19 protein-coding genes are annotated in these 20,964 nt (G+C 58.7%); 6 read left to right on the top strand and 13 right to left on the bottom strand.

All coding sequences use genetic code 11. The features are described 5' to 3' along the window. Positions 1-60 precede the first annotated feature (60 nt). Positions 61-1,731 (bottom strand): hypothetical protein, encoded by a 1,671-nt coding sequence (locus RBB82_RS00640; protein ID WP_433973193.1) that lies wholly within the window; start codon positions 1,729-1,731, stop codon positions 61-63. Positions 1,732-2,069: 338 nt separating this feature from the next. On the opposite strand from RBB82_RS00640, the gene RBB82_RS00635 reads away from it, so the two are divergent. Together RBB82_RS00635 and RBB82_RS00630 are read left to right on the top strand one after the other, a co-directional pair. Beyond that, the gene (locus tag RBB82_RS00635) at positions 2,070-2,957 is read left to right on the top strand and encodes a DUF2076 domain-containing protein (protein ID WP_433973192.1); all 888 of its coding nucleotides are present in this window, start codon (positions 2,070-2,072) and stop codon (positions 2,955-2,957) included. Between the two features lie 123 nt (positions 2,958-3,080). Continuing rightward, complete coding sequence (locus RBB82_RS00630) at positions 3,081-4,178, top strand: hypothetical protein (protein WP_433973191.1); 1,098 nt, start codon at positions 3,081-3,083, stop codon at positions 4,176-4,178. Positions 4,179-4,191: 13 nt separating this feature from the next. Here RBB82_RS00630 and RBB82_RS00625 read toward each other — a convergent pair whose 3' ends face one another. The 4 genes from RBB82_RS00625 to RBB82_RS00610 all read right to left on the bottom strand — a co-directional run bounded on the left by RBB82_RS00625 (position 4,192) and on the right by RBB82_RS00610 (position 10,148). Beyond that, positions 4,192-6,066 carry a SpoIIE family protein phosphatase gene (locus RBB82_RS00625; RefSeq protein ID WP_433973189.1) on the bottom strand — a complete coding sequence of 625 codons (1,875 nt, stop codon included), beginning with the start codon at positions 6,064-6,066 and terminating at the stop codon, positions 4,192-4,194. Between the two features lie 419 nt (positions 6,067-6,485). After that, positions 6,486-7,277: a deoxyribose-phosphate aldolase gene (gene deoC / locus RBB82_RS00620; protein ID WP_433973188.1), complete on the bottom strand. Its 792-nt coding sequence runs from the start codon at positions 7,275-7,277 to the stop codon at positions 6,486-6,488. A 49-nt stretch (positions 7,278-7,326) separates the two neighbouring features. Further along, the gene (locus RBB82_RS00615) at positions 7,327-8,916 is read right to left on the bottom strand and encodes a UdgX family uracil-DNA binding protein (protein WP_433973187.1); all 1,590 of its coding nucleotides are present in this window, start codon (positions 8,914-8,916) and stop codon (positions 7,327-7,329) included. After that, positions 8,916-10,148 (bottom strand): putative DNA modification/repair radical SAM protein, encoded by a 1,233-nt coding sequence (locus RBB82_RS00610; RefSeq protein WP_433973186.1) that lies wholly within the window; start codon positions 10,146-10,148, stop codon positions 8,916-8,918. Before RBB82_RS00610 ends, RBB82_RS00615 begins: the two co-directional genes overlap by 1 nt. A 152-nt stretch (positions 10,149-10,300) precedes the next feature. On the opposite strand from RBB82_RS00610, the gene RBB82_RS00605 reads away from it, so the two are divergent. Further along, on the top strand, positions 10,301-11,287 hold the full coding sequence (locus tag RBB82_RS00605) for an LLM class flavin-dependent oxidoreductase (RefSeq protein ID WP_433973185.1): 987 nt from the start codon (positions 10,301-10,303) through the stop codon (positions 11,285-11,287). 54 nt (positions 11,288-11,341) lie between these two features. After that, the gene (locus RBB82_RS00600) at positions 11,342-12,049 is read left to right on the top strand and encodes a hypothetical protein (RefSeq protein WP_433973184.1); all 708 of its coding nucleotides are present in this window, start codon (positions 11,342-11,344) and stop codon (positions 12,047-12,049) included. Positions 12,050-12,085: 36 nt separating this feature from the next. On the opposite strand, the gene RBB82_RS00595 is transcribed toward RBB82_RS00600, so the two are convergent. The 3 genes from RBB82_RS00595 to hpt all read right to left on the bottom strand — a co-directional run bounded on the left by RBB82_RS00595 (position 12,086) and on the right by hpt (position 14,522). Next, positions 12,086-12,535, bottom strand: coding sequence for a nuclear transport factor 2 family protein (locus tag RBB82_RS00595; protein WP_433973183.1), 450 nt, complete (start codon positions 12,533-12,535; stop codon positions 12,086-12,088). A gap of 97 nt (positions 12,536-12,632) precedes the next feature. Beyond that, complete coding sequence (locus tag RBB82_RS00590; RefSeq protein WP_433973182.1) at positions 12,633-13,826, bottom strand: chloride channel protein; 1,194 nt, start codon at positions 13,824-13,826, stop codon at positions 12,633-12,635. Between the two features lie 117 nt (positions 13,827-13,943). Continuing rightward, positions 13,944-14,522 carry a hypoxanthine phosphoribosyltransferase gene (gene hpt / locus RBB82_RS00585; RefSeq protein ID WP_433973181.1) on the bottom strand — a complete coding sequence of 193 codons (579 nt, stop codon included), beginning with the start codon at positions 14,520-14,522 and terminating at the stop codon, positions 13,944-13,946. Between the two features lie 65 nt (positions 14,523-14,587). Here hpt and RBB82_RS00580 point away from each other — a divergent pair, with 65 nt between their 5' ends. After that, positions 14,588-15,457 carry a prolipoprotein diacylglyceryl transferase gene (locus RBB82_RS00580; protein ID WP_433973180.1) on the top strand — a complete coding sequence of 290 codons (870 nt, stop codon included), beginning with the start codon at positions 14,588-14,590 and terminating at the stop codon, positions 15,455-15,457. 170 nt (positions 15,458-15,627) lie between these two features. Here RBB82_RS00580 and aqpZ read toward each other — a convergent pair whose 3' ends face one another. Then, the gene (aqpZ, locus tag RBB82_RS00575; protein ID WP_433973179.1) at positions 15,628-16,380 is read right to left on the bottom strand and encodes an aquaporin Z; all 753 of its coding nucleotides are present in this window, start codon (positions 16,378-16,380) and stop codon (positions 15,628-15,630) included. A 206-nt stretch (positions 16,381-16,586) separates the two neighbouring features. Between aqpZ and RBB82_RS00570 the strand changes: the two genes are divergently transcribed. Then, positions 16,587-16,955, top strand: a complete 369-nt coding sequence (locus tag RBB82_RS00570) for a hypothetical protein (protein WP_433973178.1) — start codon at positions 16,587-16,589, stop codon at positions 16,953-16,955. Between the two features lie 634 nt (positions 16,956-17,589). On the opposite strand, the gene RBB82_RS00565 is transcribed toward RBB82_RS00570, so the two are convergent. From RBB82_RS00565 to RBB82_RS00550, 4 genes are all read right to left on the bottom strand, one after another. Next, complete coding sequence (locus tag RBB82_RS00565; protein WP_433973177.1) at positions 17,590-18,978, bottom strand: Dyp-type peroxidase; 1,389 nt, start codon at positions 18,976-18,978, stop codon at positions 17,590-17,592. Beyond that, on the bottom strand, positions 18,971-19,603 hold the full coding sequence (locus RBB82_RS00560) for a hypothetical protein (RefSeq protein ID WP_433973176.1): 633 nt from the start codon (positions 19,601-19,603) through the stop codon (positions 18,971-18,973). The genes RBB82_RS00565 and RBB82_RS00560 overlap by 8 nt, the downstream gene beginning before the upstream one ends. 15 nt (positions 19,604-19,618) lie before the next feature. Beyond that, positions 19,619-20,215 carry a hypothetical protein gene (locus RBB82_RS00555; protein ID WP_433973175.1) on the bottom strand — a complete coding sequence of 199 codons (597 nt, stop codon included), beginning with the start codon at positions 20,213-20,215 and terminating at the stop codon, positions 19,619-19,621. A 192-nt stretch (positions 20,216-20,407) separates the two neighbouring features. Next, a complete protein-coding gene (locus tag RBB82_RS00550; RefSeq protein ID WP_433973174.1) occupies positions 20,408-20,962 on the bottom strand; it encodes a hypothetical protein in 555 nt (184 codons plus the stop codon). Positions 20,963-20,964 lie beyond the last annotated feature (2 nt).

Here is a 20,964-nt window from a genome sequence, read left to right as displayed (position 1 = left end):
TCTTTCCCGCCGCGATTGAATGCTGTTCGTTATCAATCTTTCGTGTGTTGAGTTAGTTGGCTACTTTGTTCCGGGCGCAAAGGAGACGCCGCGGAGTACCTCTGCGAAGTCGGCCTTGTGGATGATGGTGAATTTTTCCTTCGCTGCCTTCGTTGCGTCGGTGTTGCTGACGGTATCGGTGACGGCTACGAGGCGGTTGGGATCGGCGCCGACGTCGCCAGCGCCGCTGACGGTTGAGGTGATGCCGTAGATGGTGACTTTGCCGAATCTGTCTACGGTTCCAGTAATGTTGCGGATGCCGTCGGTTGCAGGAGTCCACGGCAGGTTTGTGGCTGTGTTGTTGCCGGTGGGGTAACGGTTGACCGTGTATGGAATGCCTAGATCCAGCCCGGTTTGCAGTGTGTAGGCGAGGTTCCAGGTCCGGGTGGAGGAGTTGAAGATCCACTTCTGGATGCCGGCAGCAGTTTGTGCGGCGGCGTGGGTGTAGAGGGTGGTGTCGCCGGTGAAACCGTCGCCTTCGTCAGCGACGTAGAGGGTGTCGGCGTTGGCGAAGAAGAGGCCGAAGGGAGCTGCGACCGGGTTGGCAGACTTCGCCAGCGCCGTCGGGAAGCCGGAGAGGATGCACATGTTGTTTGACAGGCCGGCGGTCTGCAGCGTGCTCAGATTAACGGCGAGAGGAGAGATTGGAAGAGGTGCTCCGACGGCTGGGACGCCGACGCCCTTGGGGCAAGCGGTGCCGGTGGTGTCGATGAAGTAGACGGTGTCGACGCCGTTGCTGCCACTGCCTTTGGTGAAGTAGACGACGTTGTTGAAGATGGTCAGGCCGCGGAAGTTATCGTCCTTGCCGATCTTGTCAGCCTTGTCGCCGAGTTCGGTGACGGAGAAACTGGCGAGCGGCGTGGGTGCGACGGGTGTCTGGAAGCTCTCGGGTGCGTTCGAGGGCTCGATGAACTGCGCGCCTGCGCCAAGGACGACGCCGTTGGGCTGCGGGTTCGCGCCATTGCCTGCGTTGCCAGAGGTGTAGAAGAAGTTCTCGCCGTTGGTGTTGTTGAGGATTGCGGCGCGGCCGTTGTTACCGCTGTAGGCGTTGGTTTCGGTGAAGGTGAACTTGCCATTGCGGTTGACGGTGGCGACGGCGCGGTAGAAGTTGATGCCAACCGGGTTGGTGGGATCGATTGCGCCGGGTGTGTTGGAGTTTGAGGCGTCGATGGTGTCGATTGGAGCGACGTAGCCCATGAAGGTGAGGAGCTTGCCGTCGGTGGAGAGGTTGAGAGCGATCTCGGATTTGGAACTGAAGCTGGTGACGAGCTGGTTGCTCTCGGTGCGGACCTTTTTCAGGGAGCTGTTGGGGACTTCTAGGCTGTCGAGAACGAATCCGGAGGGAGTGAGCTGGTCGAGGAAGATCTTTGCGGTGACGCCGAAGGCGGGATCAGGGATGACGTTGTTGAAGACGAACGGATACTTGCCGTTGTTGGTTGCGGGGGCGCACGAACCGACCGTGTTGGCGCAGTTTGGCGGCAGCATAGCCCCGATCTTTACGTTGTTGGCGTTGTCGTCATAGACGCTGCGGCTGACGACCAGATTGCCAGGGAAGAAGTGGATGCCGGCTTCGAACTCCGGCTCCTGGGCTGCGGCCGGAATACTGGCCACTAGTGCGCCGAGGGAGACGGTGCCGAATAGTTTCAGGAAGAGATGCTGCGAGTTGCGTGTTTTTGTGAAGAAAGATTGCATTGGATCTCCGGTCAGGTGAAATGAGTCGTTCGAAGTACCGGATGACTTTATGCTTTGAGTGTTAGGAGTTTGTAAATCTATCTGGTGGTTGATTTATCCGCTGTTTTTGCCGATTCCTGTTGAGTTTCGGCGAGAGCTTTGAAAACAGAACGAAGTACGTTTGCGTAGATTGATCTGGACAGGGCGTGACGCACTGTGCGGAGGAGATTTGTAGCGCATTGTGTTGGCGTCGGAGCAACTTTAGGTTATGGTTTGCGTCCATTAGGGGATGAGTTGGTCGGCGCTCGATTGAGACTGGCGCCGAGAGCAGTGAATCAGGACAACGAAAAGGATTAGAGATGACTCCTCAAGAACAGGATATGATTGGCGGCCTTATCGACCGCGTGCAGAAGACGCAGCTGGCAGAGAAGGATATGGACGCGGAGCAGATGCTGCAGCAGGGGCTGGGGCGTAATTCGGATGCGCTGTACATCCTGGCGCAGACGGTGCTTGTGCAGAAGTATGCGCTCGAGCAGGCGCAAGCGCAGTTGACGCAGGCTAAAGCGCAGATCGATCAGATGCAGCAGCGTCCGGAGCCAAAGCATGCTTCGAGTTTTCTGGGAAGTTTGCTAGGACGAAATGATGCGCCTGCTCCTGCGCCGCCACCACCACCGCCTCCGCCTGCTCAAGGTTATGCGCCGGTGCCGATACAGAGCTATCCGCAGTATGGGCCGGTTGGAGGAGGGTATGGTGCTCCGCAATATGGGGCGCCGATGGGTATGGGCAGTGGTGGAGGATTTTTGCAGGGTGCTTTGCAGACGGCGGCTGGAGTTGCCGCTGGTGCGCTCGCCTTCGAGGGCGTGGAGTCGCTGATGCATGGGTTTGGTCATGCTGCTGGATATGGCGGCGGGGAGGGTCTTGGGAGCTTCGATGGTGGCCAGAGACCGGAGGTCGTCAACAACTATTACGGGGATGCGGGTGACCGTGGTGGACATGACGCGTCCGCTGCGGAGAGGAGCGAGGGCGATCGTGAAGACCGGGACTATGGGTCCCGAGACGATCGGAGTTCGGATGACAGAAGTTCGGATGATCGCAATGACTTGCTCTCCGGATCGGGTGACGATAGCGCTTCCGGCTCCGACGATAGTGGAAGCAATGACCTGGACGACTCATCGTTCGACGATGGCGGCAGTGACTTTGGGGATGACGGTTCGGGTGGCGGAGGAGACGATAGTAACTTTGCTTAATGGTTGAATTCTGGTCTGTTAGACTTCGTGAGTTCAACTTTGATGGCTGCCGTTCGCCGTTGATTTCTTTGTTGTGATCCATGGGCCCCGAAAGATAAATTTCAGGACACAGGAGACACACGAATGAAGATTCTTGCGGCGGTAGCGCTCGGCGTATTGGTGGCACCTTCTGCGTCATTACACGCTGACTTCTCGTATTCGGAGACGACTCAGGTCACTGGCGGTTCCATGCTGGGCATGATGAAGATGGCTGGGGCTTTCAGCAAACAGGCGCGCCAGATTGGAGAGCCGGTTGTTTCGACGATCTCCATTCAAGGTAATCGCATGTCGCGAGTCAGCCCGGACCGTACTGAGATCATCGACCTCGACGCGGAGACAATTACGGATATCGACACGCTGAAACACCAGTACACGGTGACCACCTTTGCGCAGTTGAAGCAGCAGATGGAGGCTGCGGCGGAAAGAGCGAAGGCTCAACAGCAGAAGAGTGGGGGCGCAAGCTCGGATCAGCCGTCTACGACGGACATCAAGTTTCAGGTGCACGTGAAAAATACCGGGCAGTCGAAGGACGTCTCTGGCCTGAGCACGGACGAGTCGATCCTTACGATGAATATGGATGCGACCGACAAGAGCTCTGGACAGACTGGATCGATGGCGATCACGAACGATATGTGGCTGGCGAAGGAGATTCCCGGGTATGACGAAGTTAAGGAGTTCTACCGGAAGTTTGCGCTGAAGATGGGGACTGTCTTCAGCAGTGCGATCAGTCCTGCGATGTTGGCGCAGTATCGCGGAGCAGGACAGGGCATGGCGGACATGGCTGAGGAGATGTCCAAGCTGAAAGGGACGCCGGTTCTGCAAGTGATGCGGATGGGAATGACGACGGATGGTAAGCCTCTTCCGGCTGCTTCGGAGGCTCCATTGCCGCCGTCCGATGCAAGCCCACCGATGCCTAGCGCGGGAGAAGTGGCTCAGCAGTCCGCTTCATCGGCGATTGCGAGCTCGCTTCCATTTGGACTTGGAGGATTTGGGCATAAGAAGAAGGCTGATCCTCCTCCAGCGGATGCGAATGCTAATGCAGCAACAGGGTCGGCGCAGCCAACATCGAGCGTGTTGATGGAGACAAATACGCAGATCACTAGTTTTTCGCGGACAGTGAACGAGGCGAATTTTGTGATTCCGGCTGGCTTCAAGCAGGTGCCTGTAAAGACTGCTAACTAGCGGCTGATTCGATTTACAGTGCGCGAAGAACCACGATGGTTTCATCATCGAAGTGGTCGGTGCCGGATTGGAAGTCGGTCACGGCTTGCAGAATGGTGTCGACCGTCGATTTGGCAGTGGGGTGATTTTGAGACTCGAGGAGATGGGTGAGGCGTTCATCTCCGAACATGTCGCCGGTAGCGTTGACGGCGTCGACGATACCGTCGGAGAAGAAGACGATGAGGTCTCCGGGGCGCGTGGATAGGGTGAACTCTTCGTACTCGGCATTGGGGAAGAGGCCGAGGGGGAAGCCTTCGGCTTTGATGGTGCGGACGCTCGGCGGCTTGGAGGGATCGGTGCTGGCGGCTACGAAAAGAGGCTGAACGGAGCCTGCATTTGCGATCTGGAGGGTCTGGTTGCTATCGTCCCAGACGGCGAGGAGCATGGTCACGTACTGTGAGTCGAGCTTGCGCTCCTGGAGTTGGTCGTTGAGCGCTACGAGCATGGCGGCGGGTGAGAGGTGCTGCGGGGCGAGAGAGCGGAGGATTCCGCTGACGAGGGCTGCGTAGAGCGCGGCTGGCGCGGCCTTGCCGCTGACGTCTCCTACAGCGAGGGCGATGCGGCCGTTGCCGTAGTCGAGGTAGTCGTATACGTCGCCCCCGATGGAGCGGGCAGCTACGAACTGGGCTGCGATCTCGGCTCGCTCGAGCGTTGGCGGGCGGGAGGGCATGAGGCGAAGCTGGACCTGGCGGGCCATGTCGAGGTCACGCTCCATGCGCTGCTCTTCCTCGTGAATGCGCTGGTAGAGTTTGGCGTTGGCGATGCTGATGGCGACCTGTGAGGCGAGGGTGGAGAGAGTGCGCTGGTGGTCCTCGTTGTAGTAGTTGACGCGGGTGTGTTCGAGGTCGAGGACGCCGATGACTTCGCCCTTGTAGACGAGCGGGATAGCCAGCTCCGAGCGCACTTCGGGGTTGGCTTCGACGTAACGGGGATCTTTGCGCACGTCGGCGGCGAGGATGGGCTCGCGGATCTGCGCTGCGGTACCGACGAGGCCTTCACCGAGGGCTATGGTGCGCTCTCGGGTCACGCGTTCGCCGAAACGGGAGGAGAAACGATGCTCGAAGAGCTGGGTGCTGTTGTTCCACAGGAGGATGGTGAACATGTGGAAGTCGATGACGCGCTTGAGAAGCTGGCCAATGCGTTCGAGAAGGTCATCGGGATCGAGGATGCTGGTGATCTCACGCGAGATGTCGTTGAGGACGGCAAGTGTCTGGGCCTGGCGTGAGACGCGCGTGTAGAGACGGGCGTTTTCGATGGCGACTGCCATGCGTGAGGCGACGAGTTCGAGGAGACGCTGGTTCTCGTGGGTGAAGTACGCGCAAGTCTCAGACTGCAGGTCGAGGACGCCGATGACCTTGTTCTTGACGACGAGAGGGACGGCGAGTTCGGAGCGGACGTTCGGGTTCGCATCGATGTAGTTTTCGTGTTGCGTGACGTCGTCGATGAGGAGCGATTTGCGTTGTAGCGCTGCCGAGCCAGAGACGCCGCGGCCGAGCTTGATACGCATGCGCTCGACCTCGGTGGTGTGGCCGATCTGGAAGCGCATGCGGAGGTCGCCTGCGCGCTCATTGACGAGGAGGATGGCGAAGATTTTGTAGTCGATTACCGCTCGGACGAGGTCTGCGACCCGGTGCATGAGGGTGTTGAGGTCGAGGGTGGTGTTGAGGGCGTCGGCGAGGTTGTGGAGGAAGTCGACCTGGAGGGGTTCGACGCGAATTTTGGGGTCGGCGGCGTGAGGGTGGAAGAGTTGGGGTGCGGTGGGGCGGTAGTCGCCTTCGAAGGGATGTTCGGGCGTTGGCGTTTCGGGGCCGGTTGGTGGAGTGCTGCTCGGTTTGTTCGGCGGAGGCATTCGGCTTTGCGTTGATATTACCCGGGTGGGGTTGGGTTTGGGGAGTATCTGGTTAGTCAGGGATCAGGGAATAGAGACTTGGAATCAGGTGCTGGAATCCGGGATCCAGGCCCAGGTGTGTTGGGACATCACCTCAGATCCTGAGATGGGGTGCCCCCGGGGTTGGTATGTGTAAGCTGCTTTGTTTCAGCTATTTGCTGAAAGTGCTGCGTGTAAATATGTCATTCCAGGGTAGTTATAGGTAAAATGTGATTTGAAACGACTTAGAGACTGCCCGTAAAAGAAACGGCCCCGACTGCTCGGGGCCATTCACTAGAACCATTATACCGGAGCCAGCAGATCTAATGTGTCAGGTGGATGTCTCTATTTATCAGCATGATAGAGGCATTGGGGGCTTGACAGATTTGGGTTGCGGGGCTCTAGTAGCCTGGCGCTACAGATGCTGGCTCCGTAGTATGGCCAGCCAGTTCATTGACGATCTTTACGCTGGCGCTCGCTCCGATACGGGAGGCACCGGCGTGGAGCATGGTGGTGGCGTCGGCGAGGGATCGGATGCCTCCGGAGGCTTTTACGCCTGCGTGGTGGCCGGCGATGCCTCGGAGAAGGGTGATGTCGTCTGCGGTGGCTCCTCCGGTTGAGAAGCCGGTGCTGGTCTTGAGGAAATCGGCTCCAGCGGAGAGGGCCAGTTCGGCGGCGCGTAGTTTTTCTTCGAAGGTGAGGAGGCAGGTTTCGAGGATGACTTTGACGATTGCGCCCGAGGCGTGGGCGATCTCGACGACACCGTGGATGTCCTGACGGATGGCCTCATAGTCGGTGGATTGACCGGATTTCAGCAGGCCGACGTTGAGGACCATGTCGATGTCGTGGGCGCCGTGCTGGAGCATGTGGGCGGTCTCCTCGCGTTTGGAGACGGAGAGTGTGGCTCCGAGGGGGAAGCCGATAACTACGCCGACAGGGATTCCGGTGCCGGCAAGTGCTGCAGCGGCGAGGGGAACCCATGTGGGGTTGATCATGGCGCAGGCGAAGCGGTGCTCGGCGGCCTCATGGCAGAGCTGAAGCACCTGGTTGCGGGTCGCGTCAGGCTTCAGGAGGGTGTGGTCGAGGACGGCGGCGAGATTTTGTGGTGAGGAGAGAGTATGGGCGGCGAAGGCAGCGGCGTCGAAGTGCTCTGGGCCGTTCGGGGTGGGATCGGTGATAGACAACGTGTTCAACTGAGTGCTCCTTCGACGGGGGGAGGTATCCGCGCCGGGTTACTTTCTATCATACCGGGGTTAAGACTGGCTTTTGTGCCGCACGCCACGCCATGGCCATGTCGTCGCGGAGGAAGTTGTAGAGCTGTTCCCCGGACTCCTTGTCGCGAGCACGGAGAACCGCGCTGGGATGGATCGTGGCTACAACCTGTTTGGCGTACGGGGTTTCCAAAATCTTTCCGTGGTCCTTCATTAAAGCGAACGTGCCGCCTAATAACGACTTCGAAGCAGAAGCTCCCAGGCAGAGGATGACCTGAGGGTGGACGGCATCCAGTTCTGCGAGCAACCACGGGCGGCAGGCGCTGATCTCCGACATGCGCGGGTTCTGGTGAAGGCGGAGCTTGCCGCGTTGTACGAACTTGAAGTGTTTGACCGCGTTGGTCAGGTAGATCTTCGAGCGGTCGATGTCGAGCTCATTCATCACGCGGTCGAGGATTCTGCCTGCCGGACCAACGAAGGGTTCACCCTGTAGATCTTCCTGGTCGCCCGGTTGTTCGCCGATGAGGATAAGCTTCGCATGGCCGGCGCCTTTGCCGGGAACGACCTGCGTCGCGTGTTTGTAGAGGTCGCAGCCTTCGCATGAAGGAAGTGCAGTGCGGATTGCGGTGAGGTTGTGCTCTGCGGGAACGAAGGGTTGCGCTGACGGTTGTTGTTGCTGGCGTGTGACCATGGCGGAGACTCGACTTTGAGATTTGGTGATAAGTTCCGGAAGCAGGCTGACTTCGGGCAGGTTCTTCCAGTAGCGGACGGGCATCTCGCTGCGCATGGCGTCAGGGTTCAGGCGGGCGGGGTTGTAGATGCTTGCGTAGTAGGAGCGCCAGAGATCTTCGAGCTCGTCTTCGGCGGGCGCAGACTCGCGTGGCAGACCAGGAGCGAAGGTCAGCTCTTTGGTGGTTGGGTTCCATGAGACCGAGGCATCCGGCGTCAGGATGGTCCAGCGCATGATGCTGAAGCGTTCGGCGAAGAAGGGTGCGGCGAGTGGCAGAATGCGGTGATCCGGCTGGTACCAGGCGATGAAGTGCTCGCATGTGTCAGGCTGTGAGGGAGTCGGTGTTGCGTTTGGATCTGGGTCGCAGTGCGGCAGCTCCGTGCGGCTGAGGCCAAATGGAGTGGGAGTGGCGAGAACGAGATGGTGCGGTTCTGATTCGGTGGGGAGCGATTCGTCGACTACGATTGGACGCGCGTTGGGGTCGCCGGGTTCGAGCACCATGCGGAAGCGGACGAAGGCGTGCATCTTGTGCAGGTCGCGGCGCACCTGCGATTCAAGGCGCTCCAGCTCCGAGATGTCAGGATCAACCGATATTTTGAGGAGATTGCGATTCGCTTGAAGCCGGTACAGGATCCGGTAGAGCAGGTTCCAGCGTTGAGGGTCGCGATGGACGGCGGCGAACTTTGCAGATTCGAGGAATGCTTTTGAGGTGTGCGGAGCGAGGATTGGATCACCTGTTGGGGCGTCCGATGTTTCGAGTGCAAGGTCGAGTGTGTTCGGTACGGTTGCGTCCTGCAGGTCGATCTCTTCGGGACGATAGCCGAGGCGTAAGGCTTCGCGTGCTGCATCACGCCAGGTGTTGAAGTCGGGTTCAAGAGAGATGCGCTTCATCAGACTGAGCCTGTAAGTGCACTGACGGGTGCGAAGAGATCGAGTTGCGTGCTCTGCTGCGATTCGTGCGCTACAGTCGGCTGGTTTGGCAGATGATCGACTGTGATCAGGTACGGCAGCGCATTTTTGATGCGGACGTGAAGCTTGCGCAGGTCATCCAGAAGTAGCTGATGATACTTGCGAATGCTGAGGATGCGCTCGACGTTGCGGTAGCCGATGCCTGGGACTCGCAGCAGGGCTTCGCGCGGCGCGGCGTTGACGTCGATAGGGAAGAACTCAGGATGAGTCTTTGCCCATGTGGTTTTGGGATCTTCGGTAAGGGAGAGATCTGGAGAATCGGGAGTCGTGAGTTCAGAGGCGGTGAAGCCGTAGAAGCGCATGAGCCAATCGGATTGATAGAGGCGGTGCTCGCGCATCATTGGCGTAGCTTTTAGCGGAAGGCGTGCGTCGGCGGCAGGGTAGGGGCTGAAGCCGGTGTAGTAGATGCGGCGGAGTTTGTACTGGCCATAGAGATGCGTTGCCGTTGTGAGGATGTCGCGGTCGCTCGCTAGCGTGGCACCGACGACCATCTGGGTGGATTGGCCGGCAGAGGCGAACTTTGGAGCCTGAGGAGATTTGCGACGGTCTTCATCGGCCTCCTCTTTGCGAGTGAGGATCTGATTCATTGTCGATTCGATGATGGTGGATTTCTTTTCCGGGGCGAGCTGGACGAGATCCTGCTGGGTTGGAAGCTCGATGTTGGCACTGAGGCGGTCGGCATAGAGGCCAGCTTCTTTGATAAGAAGTTCGCTCGCGCCGGGAATCGCCTTCAGGTGGATGTAGCCTCCGAACTTGTGGGTTGTGCGGAGAGTTTTGGCGACCTGGATGAGCTCTTCCATCGTGTAGTCGGGCGACTGGATGATGCCGGATGAGAGGAAGAGGCCTTCGATGTAGTTGCGCTTGTAGAAGTCGAGTGTGAGATTGATGACTTCGGCGGGGGTGAAGCGCGCACGCTGGATGTCGGAGGAGATGCGATTGACGCAGAAGACACAGTCGTACGTGCAGAAGTTCGTAAGAAGAATTTTGAGCAGGGAGACGCAGCGGCCATCGGGCGTGTAGCTGTGGCATATGCCCATGCCGTCGGAGTGGCCGATACCCTCGCCATTGCCCTTGCGCTTCGCTCCGGAGGAGGCGCAGGAGGCATCGTATTTGGCGGCGTCGGCGAGGATCTCTAGTTTTTGTTGGACATTCATGCGTTGAGCGTGATGGAGCGTGTTGAATTGTGAGATGCCTGGATTGTAGCGAATAAAAAGCGAATAAAGGAATCAGGCTTGATTCGATTTCAGCTCTTCAACATCAAAAGAGGGTGAGCATAGCGAAGATAAAAAATGGACTTAGGCTTTCTGTGTTGGATCAGTCTCCTATACCGGCGTCAAGTACGCCTGGGCAGGCTTTAGCGAACTCGATTGAGCTGGCGAAGCTGGTGGACGGGCTTGGGTATAACCGGTTTTGGATGTCGGAGCATCATGCGATGGACACTCTCGCGTGTACTGCGCCTGAGGTGATGCTGGCGCGGATTGGGGCGGAGACGAAACGGATTCGGATTGGGTCGGGTGGGATTATGCTGCCGCACTACACGTCGCTGAAGGTGGCGGAGTGTTTTCGGATGCTGCATGCGCTCTATCCTGACAGGGTGGACCTTGGGATTGGCCGCGCGCCGGGAGGTGGGCCGATCGAGGCGCTGGCGTTGAAGCGAGAACGCAAGACCAGGATGCTGGATGATTTTCCGGATCAGGTGAGTGAGCTGCTGGCGTTTCTGGGACATCGGTTTCCGGAGGGGCATCCGTTTGCGGGCATTCGGGTTTCGCCGGAGATGCCGGGTGGGCCGGATGTGTGGATGCTGGGGTCGAGCATGTGGAGTTCTGCGGCGGCGGTGGAGTTTGGTCTGCCTTACTCGTTTGCACACTTTTTCAGCCCGGTGAACACAAGAGCTGCGATTGAGACTTATCGGCGGAGTTTTACTCCGAGCATCTTCCGGAATGAGGCGGAGGCTACGGTTGCTGTGGGTGTGATCTGTGCGGAGACGCAGGAAGAGGCAGAGTTTCTGGCTTCGAGTGTGCAGCTGTTGCAGCGAAGGATTCGGCAGGGAGATCGCAGGCCGGTGGCTTCGCCGGAGGATGCGGTGCGAGAGCTTCGGCTGTTGGGTGACATGCCTATGGAGGAGGGTGAGTGGCCGCGATATTTTGTGGGGACACCTGCGCTGGTGCGCGAGCGACTCGAACAGATGGCTGGTGAGTTGGGGATTGGGGAGTTGATCGTGAATACGATTGTCTGGGAGCAGGCGAAGCGGCTGCGGAGTTATGAGTTGTTGGCTGGCGAGTTTGCGAAGTAGATCGCGTGGGATGTTTGCTTGAGGCGTGTTTCAATATCGACAGAGGGGGGCCTGTTGAGAGAGACAGCGTTGGTGGTGGCGATCTTTTTTGGTTCGTTGCTTTGCTGGGGGCAGCAGAAGACAGATGACCTTCCCCAGAACTACAAGACGGTGTTGACGGATAGTTTTGTAAAGGTCATTCGGGTTCACTATGGACCGCATGAGAAGGTGCCGGTACATAATCATCCTGAAGTTCCGACTGTGTATGTCTATTTGAACGACTCTGGCCCGGTACGACTGACGCACTACGACGAGAAGATGACGGCGATTGTGCGTCCTCCTACTCACAAAGGTGCGTATCGGGTGAGTGCGGGAAAGAGGGAGCGGCACTCGGTGGAGAATCTGAGTGATCTGCCGTCGGACTATCTTCGTGTGGAGCTGCCGGGGTTTCGTGTGGATGATCCTGAGCTTGAGTTTCGGGGGACGGCTCCGGCTGAAGTGTCGCACGATATCTCAATGACAGAGTTTGAGGTTCCTCACCTTACGATTCGCAGAATCGTTTGTGTGGATGCGACTCCGTGCGAGGTGCAGCGGCCGTCCACATCGGCTGTTGTGGTCGCCTTTTCAGATGTTTTCGTGAGCGATGGGGAAAAGCGGACGGAACTTAAGCTGGGAGATGTGATGGTGGTGCAGGCGCACGAGAAGCTGTCGCTATCGTCGACAGGAAGCGAAGGGGCGCACGTTCTCGTGATCTCAGTTGGAGATGAGACTCCAGTGAAATAGCTCGCCGCTTGGCGGCTGCTGAGCGGCGTTTGGGTTTTACTTTGCAGCGTGCGATGCGGTTTCGGTGTGAAGCTGGGCTCGCCATTTGCCGTCGCGTTTTATCCATACGGTGGAGCTGAGAATATCGGCGGAGACCTGGTGGCCGTCGCGTGTTCCGTCCCACTTGACGTGGGAGACGATGACGGCTGACGTTGGGGAGAGCTCGCGGACGTTCGGATCTTCGATGGTAAAGGACGAGACCGCCAGGCTTTGGAGATACGGAAGATTTTCCTGTCCGGAGTAGAGCACTCCAGCGCTATCAATAGAAAGGTAGCCCCAGGCGAGCCGCCGCTGAAATTCTTCAATGTCGACTTTGGGCCCTACAAAAGCCTTCCACATTTTGGTCTCGCACTCAAGGATGTGTTTTTGCAGGTCTTCTGCATATACAGACGCTGAGGTGACGAGAAAGGTAAAGGCGACAGCAAGCTGCGTGATGGTCGTGTGCAAGGTGGCTCTCCTTAGCTGATCGTTGGAATATGGCTTTCCCTCGATAACTGTCGGATAGCGGATTTATTCCGTACTTTTTAAATATTTTTGGGGTGGCTTAGTCTCGAACGGAGTAGATGGATCCCGTCTGGAAAAAGCGGTGGGTGAGGAGGGCACCTGTCATGGCGAGGAGCAAGGGGAGGGTGAGGGCGTCGAGTCGGTGAGTGAGCTCAAGGAGGAAGATGAGCGAGGAGATGGGTGCCTGTGTTCCGGCTGCCAGAACGGCTCCTGAGCCGATGATGGAGAAGATGGAGGTGGGCATTGCGGAGACCTGGTCGCGCAGGGCTGGGATGGGCAGGCGGAGCCAGAGAGAGCCGAGCAGAGAGCCGAGGATGGCTCCGAGGCTCATGGTGGGAGTGAAGAGGCCACCTGCGGCTCCGCTGCGAAAGCTGGCAATTGTGGCGATGGGCCGGAGGAGAAGGAGAAAGCAGAGGCTGCGGACTGAGTCCTGGCTGAGAAAGGTGCTTTGGATGGCATCTTTGCCGTTGCCTAAGAGCTCCGGGAAGGCAGTGGACGCGATGCCTACGCTGGTGAGGACAAGGATGGGTGCGATCCACATCCACCATCCTTGGGGGTGCTTGCGACTGGCCCATGCGACACCGGAGACAAAGCCAGCAGAGGCGATGCCGAAGAGGGGAGCGGCGAGAACGGAGAAGCACAGGATTGAAGCGGTGAGGTGAAATGTGGGAACTGTGTATGTTGGGAGATTAGGAAGGAAGAGCCATGAGGTGGCGGTGGCGATGCAGGAGGTCACCAGGGCAGCAGTGACACTTTGAAGCGAGATGGTGCCGATGAGGACTTCGACGGCAAAGATGGCTCCGCCGAAGGGGACGTTGTAGGCCGCGGCCATACCGGCACCGGCTCCGCAGGCTATGAGGAGCTGTCGGTGGGCGGGGGTGAGGCGCATCGTCGAAGCAAAGCGTGTGGCGATAAAAGCTGCGGTTTCTTTTAATGCTGCTTCGCGACCAAGGGGAGCACCCATGCCGACGGTGATGATGGATAGGAGTGCGTGAATGAGATTTGGAGCGTGCTTATTCGCGTCGCTGTTGGGAGGTTGCGAAGTGCGATGCCGGTGCAGGAAGGCGAGAACGCAGCTGGTCAGCAGACCCGCGAGCGCCATGGCGAAGATGCGGCGGTTGGGGGAGGACTGCAGGACGTCGGCGAGAAAGCTGCCAGCGTTTGCGTTGTAGGTTACGTGTTCGACGAAGCGAAGCAGACGCATGAGGAGGCCGGAGGCGATGCCAGCGGCCACTCCAATGAGGACAACGAGGAGCCAAAAGGCGGGGGGAGGATCCGGCTGCGTCAGATTAGGTTGCAGAGACGGCTCGCGAATCGGTAGCTCCTCGGTAGCTCCAACGTCGGGTCGTGATTAGTGGCCGGCGACTTCGGCGGGGAAGATGCGGATGTCTTCAACGCCGCGGTAGCGCTCGGCGTAGTCCATGCCGTAGCCGATGACGAACTGGTTGGGGATTTTGAAGGCTATGTAGTCGGCTTCGATGGGGACGAGGCGGCGCTCGGGTTTGTCGAGGCAGGTGGCGATTTTCAGTGAGGCGGGTTTGTGTTGCAGCATGAGGCCGCGGAGATAGCTGAGGGTGAGGCCGGTGTCGAGGATGTCTTCGACGATGATGACGTGTTTGCCTTCGATGGGGTTGTCGATGTCTTTGATGAGCTTGACGGCGCCGGAGGAGACGCGGGCGCGGCCGTAGCTGGAGACGGCGACGAAGTCGAAGGTGTTGTCGACCTGAATGGCGCGGGCGAGGTCGGCGAGGAAGATGGCTGCACCCTTGAGGACTCCGATGAGGACGATGGACTGACCCTTGTAGTCGGCAGAGATCTGCGCGCCGATTTCGCGGGTGCGATCGGCGATCTGCTGTTTGGTGAAGAGAATCTCCATGGTTGCGGCAGGGGGGAAGACGGGCGTGCTTGCGAGGGGCGTGCTAGATGGCATAAGGGTAGCCTAGCGCGAATAGAGGATGAAAGGGAAACGCCGCTATACTTAATTGAGCGAGGATTATGTTTCCCTATATTGATATTGGCCCGGTACACCTGGGTACGTTTGGGTTGTTATTGTGGCTGGCTGCGGTTGTGGCAACGGTGGTGCTGTACAAAAATTTTGTTCGCAACGGTGTGGATGCGGATGCGCTGAGTGTGGTCGCGCTTGTTGTGATCGCAGGCGTGCTGGGCGCGAAGGCGTGGCACGAACTGCAGAATACGGCTGATCTGTATGCGGCGTATCGGCAGATTATTGCTCCGGGGTGGCATCGGCCGTTTGCGGTGGTGATGGGTTTTCTGCACTGGTTTCAGGCGGGATTTGCGTGGTTTGGCGGCATGCTGGCCGGGATCGCGATGTTGATGTGGCAGGGCAGGGAGGCGAAGCCTGATGGCCTGACGGGTTGGAAGGCTGCGGTGCGGATGCTTGATCTTGCGGCTCCGGCGGCGGCGATTGGGTATGGGGTGGGGCGGATTGGGTGCCTGACTTCTGGTGACGGCGATTATGGCAAGGTGACGACGCTGCCCTGGGGGGTGCATCTGCGTGCGGATGCGTTGGTGCCGGTGCGGGCACTGGTTCCGGACGCTCCGCTGGATGCGATGGTGCAGCCGACGCCTGTCTATGAGTTTTTGTTTGCTCTGGTGCTGGGCTGGTTCTTGTGGCGTTTGGGACGGAAGGCAAGGCCCATTGGATGGTTGACTGGGGTTTATCTGGTTTTGAGTGGGCTGGGGCGGTTTCTGGTGGAGTTCGTGCGGCTGAATCCGCGGCTTTACTGGGGGATGAGCAATGCCCAGGTGGCGGCGTTAGGCTCGGTTGTTGTGGGGTTGATCGTGATGGTGGTGACGCGACGGGGTACGGTGGTTGCGTCGCCGGTGGTTGAGGTGAGTTCGTAAAAGAAGTGTCTTGCCGGACGGGCCCACTGCGCTTGCCACTCCACAAACGAAGACCTGTTTGTGGCTACCCCGATTCGCGCGGTCACTTCGTGACTTGTATATCGCTTCGCTGGGTACTCCCGTTAGCCGTGAATGGTGATTCCGACCAACGGGGTACCGACGAAGATTATCTAGCGTCCATCGCGTGCCATCTCTTCGCGGATAGGTGGTTGTGGCGCGGAGAAGAATGCAGTTGAGATGAGGCCGCCCAGGATTGCGCCGAGGATCGGCGCGACCCAGAAGAGCCAGAGTTGGCTGAGCGCCCATCCGCCGACGAAGATGGCGGGACCGGTGCTGCGGGCGGGGTTGACTGAGGTGTTTGTGACCGGGATGCTGATGAGGTGGATCAGCGTGAGGCAGAGACCGATGGCGATGGGTGCGAAGCCTTTGGGGGCGCGCTCGTCGGTGGAGCCGAGGATGACGAGAAGGAAGAATGCGGTGAGGAGCACTTCGGCCACGAAGCATGCGAGGAGCGAGTAGCCGCCGGGAGAGTGGTCTGCGTAGCCGTTTGAGGCAAAGCCGCCGGCGAGCGAGAAGCCTGGTTTGCCGCTGGCGATGATGTAGAGGACGCCTGAGGCGGCGATGGCTCCGAGGACCTGCGCGATGATGTAGGCAGGAAGCTCGGAGACGGGGAAGCGTTTGGCGGTGACGAGGCCGATAGAGACAGCGGGGTTGAGGTGGCAGCCCGAGACGTGGCCGATGGCGAAGGCCATCGTGAGGACAGTGAGGCCGAAGGCGAGGGCGACTCCGACGAAGCCGATGTTGAAGTTGACTCCGGGAATGGAGGATGGGAAGGCCGCTGCGAGGACGGCGCTGCCGCAACCGCCAAAGACAAGCCAGAAGGTGCCGAAGAACTCCGCTGCTGCACGTTTCGAAAGATTCATTGTGGCTACCTGTTCTTTCTCTGATTGAATTTCGTCTGACGGAGATGATTGGGAGACAGGGCCCGAACTCATTACGGATTATCAGGAAACGCCAGCGCTGGATCTACGAGCGTGTACTTCAGCCGTTGCGGCGGCGCTGCCTCTTTTGGTAGCGGAATCGTAGCACGGCGCACGACCATTCGCCGTGAAAAATTTGTTAGAGCGGATTGAAGCGGAAGGATTTAGAGGCGCTTGAGGTAGGCTTTGGCGGCCTCGAGTTCAGGGAAGAGGCGCTCTTCGGCCTGGAACTCGCGGGAGTGGACGCAGCGGCGGCCAGCTTTGACGCGGACAGGGTGCTTGAGGTGGAGCATCTCGTGGTAGAGGAGATACTCGATGGCGCAACGAGGGGTGTCGGGGCGGTCGAAGACGCGGGAGACGACGATGGTGTTGTGCGCTGCGTCGTAGTGGCCGAGCATGCGGCGGGCGTGGTGGGCGCTCCAGGTGAGGGTGGGGCGACCGAGGAGACCGTGGAAGAAGCGGGCGTTGAGGGACTCGAAGACTTCGTTGAGATCGTAGTGATGGCCGCTGGGAGTTGAGAGGCGCTTGCGGCCGCGGGTTTGCCGGATGTGTTCGGCCTGGCGAGAGATGGCTTCGGAGGAGACGTGGCGGCGGTAGCGGTCGGCGTGGGTTGGGGCGATCGGCTTCCTGTAGAGCTTGGCTAGGAGGATGTGGGCGATAGCGTGATGGATGGAGTCGGGAGCGGCCTCGAGCAGGTCGGAGAGGCGGACGTGGAGTCGGCCTTCGCGCAGGCGGATCGTGGTGTTGAGTGAGGTGAAGCGGCGGAAGCGGATGTCGAGTGGAGGGATGGGCGCGCGAGGACGGAGCTCGCGGTACTGCTCTTCGAAGATGGCGATGAGAGATTTGGAAGCAGCGGCTAATTTTGGTTTTGCTGTGCGCGGCTTGCGTGGGGGGAGAGCGCGGACGGCGACTTCTGGGGGAGGCGCGATGTGGTCGAAGAGAGTGGGCGACGAGGACGGCGAAAAGATCTGCAGGAATTTGCGCAGAGGTGAGGGGCCGGGATGCTTCGGTGTGGTCAGGGCTCGTCCTTAGTACAAGAAACTTTGTCTAAGAACGATTTTATAAGAGACGTGTGATGTTGCGAATATGACTGCGAGGGTGAACTTCGCTTGATACTTGGCCTACGGCTTCGTGGATTCGATGTAATGAGTTCTAACGGGGATCGACTAGTCCCATGCCTATCATTCCCAATGCGGTGATGCTGGGGAGAAAGAAGTAGTCTCCGCCGCGTAGCTCGACGAAGTTTGGCAGGTTGCCGCAGATGAAGGGTGGGTTGGTGGGGGTAGTGTCTCCTTGAACGACGAACCTGCCCTGGCCGGTGGCGTGATTGCCTAGCAGCATGTCCTTTTCGTTGCCGAGGCGAGCGTCGTTGCCGTAGTTGATCCACTGCTGCTGTACGAACTCGAACTGGCGCGAGATGTTTGCGTTGAGAGCGATGAAGATGACGCCACGATCGTCCGCGTCAGAGGCGGGCTCGTCTTCGGAGACTGATGGTCCGTAGGGGAGACCGCGGCGTGTGATGCGGCGGCGATTGATGAGTTTTCCGTCGAAGCCAAAGGCATCGCGTGGATTGACTCGGCGGACGTGCGCGCCGACGGGGCAGCGAGTGCCTTCGGGATCGGCTGAGTAGGTGAAGTTGGTGCTGCGGTTCGGGTCTTGCGTGATTGATGGATCTTGATCGTCGGGCGAGAGCTCGACGGGAGTTCCGTCTCGCCAGCGGCCTATGAATTTCGATGCGAGTTTTTCCTTGCCGCCAGTATAGAGTAGCGCGTGCTCGTCTAAGTAGGTGCGGAAGGTGGCGAGGTTCTGGTGCAGCTTGCGGTAGACCATGAAGGTGCCGTTGCTGGCGAGGATGTGAGGTACAGGAGCGACGGGAAGTTCGCCGGCTTCATCGGCGTAGCCTAACAGGAGCTCTCCTGTTGCGAGGGGCGCCCAGGTGCCGTCGGGCATCAGTTTGCCCTGGCCGGGTTGACTGCTGCGCTCGACACCTAAGTAGTCGGGGTTGCCGAAGCCGTCGGTGTAGCCGAAGTGTTCTTTGGTTGTTGGAACGCCGTTGACGACGAGCGCGGCGGCGTCCTGCGCAGCGAGGAGGATTGCTCCGTTGGTCTCGCGCATGATGGCCACCATGTCGGCACAACGGGCGTTCAATGCCTCTGGTGTGGACGCGTTTACGCCGAGCCACGCGTGTACCTGACCTTCGCGCCAGAGCTCATCCCATTGATCGGGAGCGTTGCGACCGGTGTCGCCGAGGATCTCGGCACGTTTCTTCATGCCTTGCTGAAACTCAACCGGAAAGCTGAGAAGTGTGGCGTCGGGAAGGTTGAGGGCTGCCAGTCCGCGATGGGTGAATGCGATGTTGACTGTGTTTTGGGGTTTGCCGGTGTCCCAGCGTTGACCTGTAGTGACCTCGCGCATCAGTCTGTGAACGAGTGCTGCCGCGCGAGCTGCATCGTCGAAGTGCAGGAAGAGGTATCGCGCGAAGGGCATGTTGTAGCCCCGCAGGACAAATCCCTGGATGTCGGTTTCGTTGAGCTTACTCATTGCGTCCGCCCGTCTTGATGTCGCGGTATGGAGTCATGGCACCAGCCTGTGGCGTGGGCTTGGCATTGAGGTCTATTAGGAATTGCTTGAATTCGGACTGAATCCTCGCGGGGTCCATGCCCTGGTGATCTGCGACAAAGTCGGCGACGGCTCGCTGGGTTTGGAGTGCGCGAAGAGTTTCGGGAACTGACTTGTCGTTGACTGCTGCGAAGAAAAAAGTTGTTTCAAGCTGGCATGCCTTCATGTAGTCGATGAAGGCTTGTAGATTTGCTGTGCCGGGATAGCCGATGCAGTGACTCCAGATGGCATCGAGGTGTTGGGGGATGGCGGTGGCGAGGCCGGTGAGGTAGGTGTTTAGGTCGCCGTCGCAGTTCGACTCCCAGACGAGGTACTTGGATTTGAGGTGCTCTTCGCACGAGGGCATGCCGACGTAGATAACATCGTCCATGACGACGAGGCGGGTAAGATGCGTGGCGGGTGCGAGGGCGAAGGGGCTGTTCTGGTCTGTGGGGAGCTTGGCGAGATAGTTTCGGATCTGCAGGTCGTGAGAGGGCACGGCTTGTTCATCGTCGATGATCGGCGAAAGGATCGTGAGTCCGTAAACTTTGCCGTTCTGGTTGGGCATGGCTTCCTTTTTGTTTTAAGAGACGAGGGGAGCTTCGCCGGTGTTGCCGAGATGCGACTGCACTTGAAGTACGAAGTGCAGGTAGGCATCTGCGAACTGTTTTGGATCGGAGGTATTTGCCTGCTGGGCTAGTTCATCAAGAGAGGATTGGACGATGTGCGCTGCCTTCAGATCGTTTGCCGTGGCGTAGGGGTAGGCGGTGTAGTAGTAGTCCGTGTCGAACTGCACCTGCGCGATGTACTCCTTGAACGGCGTGACAGGTACAGAGCCCGGGAATTTTTCGCTCCAGCGCCAGATGAGGTTCAATCCACGACTGAGGACGGAGGAGAAGGCGTCGATGTACTGGTTCCAGGTTCCGTTGAAGTTGCTGAAGAAGAGGAGGTAGTCGTACTGCAGGTCTTCTTTTGCTTGTCCGTGATTGAGGAACGGAAAACGGTTACGCGGGATGATGACCCATCGAGCGAATTCGATGAAGGAGAGATTGATAAGGTCCTTTTGTAGAGGTTTGATGTTCCAGAGGAGGAAGAACAGGGCTCGAAGCAGCCACGTCTTCCACGGCTTCATCGGAGTAACGACGTTCATTGCGTAAACTTTGCCGTTGATATTGCTCATAGGGCTCCGATGCGAAAGGGGATATTTCCAGCATGGGCCCGGTCCTTGCTCCCAGGGTCTTCAACTTATTTGAAACGCTGAATGTGGGGACAAGAAAGCGAGTGAATTATGCCAGAAATATCGTGTGACGCACACGGTATTTCTTGAGTGGTGTCGACAGATCAGCAATACCTGAGATGGTTGCGGCGCCAGTCAAGAATGCTGATTTTCTTGACGTGGCATGCCTAGAGGGGCATTCTTGTCTTCTTTTGGAGGCGGGTGGGCGAGGAACCATGTTTTTTGCTCTTCAATGAGCTGAGCTGCCTGCTCGTGGAGGTCGCGGACGGCTTCGAGGGCGAGCCTGCGGGAGACGTTGTAGGCGTCGTTGTCTGGCGGGGACTTCAGGTCGGAAGACCAGCGTTCGGTAGCGTCGAGGAGCTTGGGAAGGGCTTTGCGGATGTCGTAGTGGCGGGGGCCGTAGTCGTCAAGGTTGTCATTGAGCTCGTCGGAGATGGAGGTGAACTCTTCGAGGAGGTCGTGAGTGTCTTGTTCGCGTCCGGGTTTGCGGGGATGGGCGTAGAGGTCCTGTATCTTCCTGTCGCGCGTGTCGAGGAGCTTGATGAAGATGAGAAGGCGGTCGTTGGGGAGGTAGGCTGCTTCGCGTAACTGCTCGATTTCGCCTTCGGAGAGTGCGCTGTCGGTGCGCTGCGCATAGAGAGGCAGAGCAAGAGTAAGTGCCAGGAGTGCGAGCAAGAGCCTACGGGGCATTG

It is taken from the genome of Tunturiibacter lichenicola, assembly GCF_051013355.1.
Classification (GTDB): Bacteria; Acidobacteriota; Terriglobia; order Terriglobales; family Acidobacteriaceae; genus Edaphobacter; species Edaphobacter lichenicola_F.
This window is presented reverse-complemented; position numbering and strand designations above follow the sequence as displayed.

Excerpts from the sequence above, each read along its gene's own strand:
- RBB82_RS00640 (WP_433973193.1), bottom strand. The coding sequence starts at position 1,731 with ATGCAATCTTTCTTCACAAAAACACGCAACTCGCAGCATCTCTTCCTG.
- RBB82_RS00635 (WP_433973192.1), top strand. The coding sequence starts at position 2,070 with ATGACTCCTCAAGAACAGGATATGATTGGCGGCCTTATCGACCGCGTG.
- RBB82_RS00630 (WP_433973191.1), top strand. The coding sequence starts at position 3,081 with ATGAAGATTCTTGCGGCGGTAGCGCTCGGCGTATTGGTGGCACCTTCT.
- RBB82_RS00625 (WP_433973189.1), bottom strand. The coding sequence starts at position 6,066 with ATGCCTCCGCCGAACAAACCGAGCAGCACTCCACCAACCGGCCCCGAA.
- RBB82_RS00615 (WP_433973187.1), bottom strand. The coding sequence starts at position 8,916 with ATGAAGCGCATCTCTCTTGAACCCGACTTCAACACCTGGCGTGATGCA.
- RBB82_RS00610 (WP_433973186.1), bottom strand. The coding sequence starts at position 10,148 with ATGAATGTCCAACAAAAACTAGAGATCCTCGCCGACGCCGCCAAATAC.
- hpt (WP_433973181.1), bottom strand. The coding sequence starts at position 14,522 with ATGCCATCTAGCACGCCCCTCGCAAGCACGCCCGTCTTCCCCCCTGCC.
- RBB82_RS00580 (WP_433973180.1), top strand. The coding sequence starts at position 14,588 with ATGTTTCCCTATATTGATATTGGCCCGGTACACCTGGGTACGTTTGGG.
- aqpZ (WP_433973179.1), bottom strand. The coding sequence starts at position 16,380 with ATGAATCTTTCGAAACGTGCAGCAGCGGAGTTCTTCGGCACCTTCTGG.
- RBB82_RS00565 (WP_433973177.1), bottom strand. The coding sequence starts at position 18,978 with ATGAGTAAGCTCAACGAAACCGACATCCAGGGATTTGTCCTGCGGGGC.
- RBB82_RS00560 (WP_433973176.1), bottom strand. The coding sequence starts at position 19,603 with ATGCCCAACCAGAACGGCAAAGTTTACGGACTCACGATCCTTTCGCCG.
- RBB82_RS00555 (WP_433973175.1), bottom strand. The coding sequence starts at position 20,215 with ATGAGCAATATCAACGGCAAAGTTTACGCAATGAACGTCGTTACTCCG.
- RBB82_RS00550 (WP_433973174.1), bottom strand. The coding sequence starts at position 20,962 with ATGCCCCGTAGGCTCTTGCTCGCACTCCTGGCACTTACTCTTGCTCTG.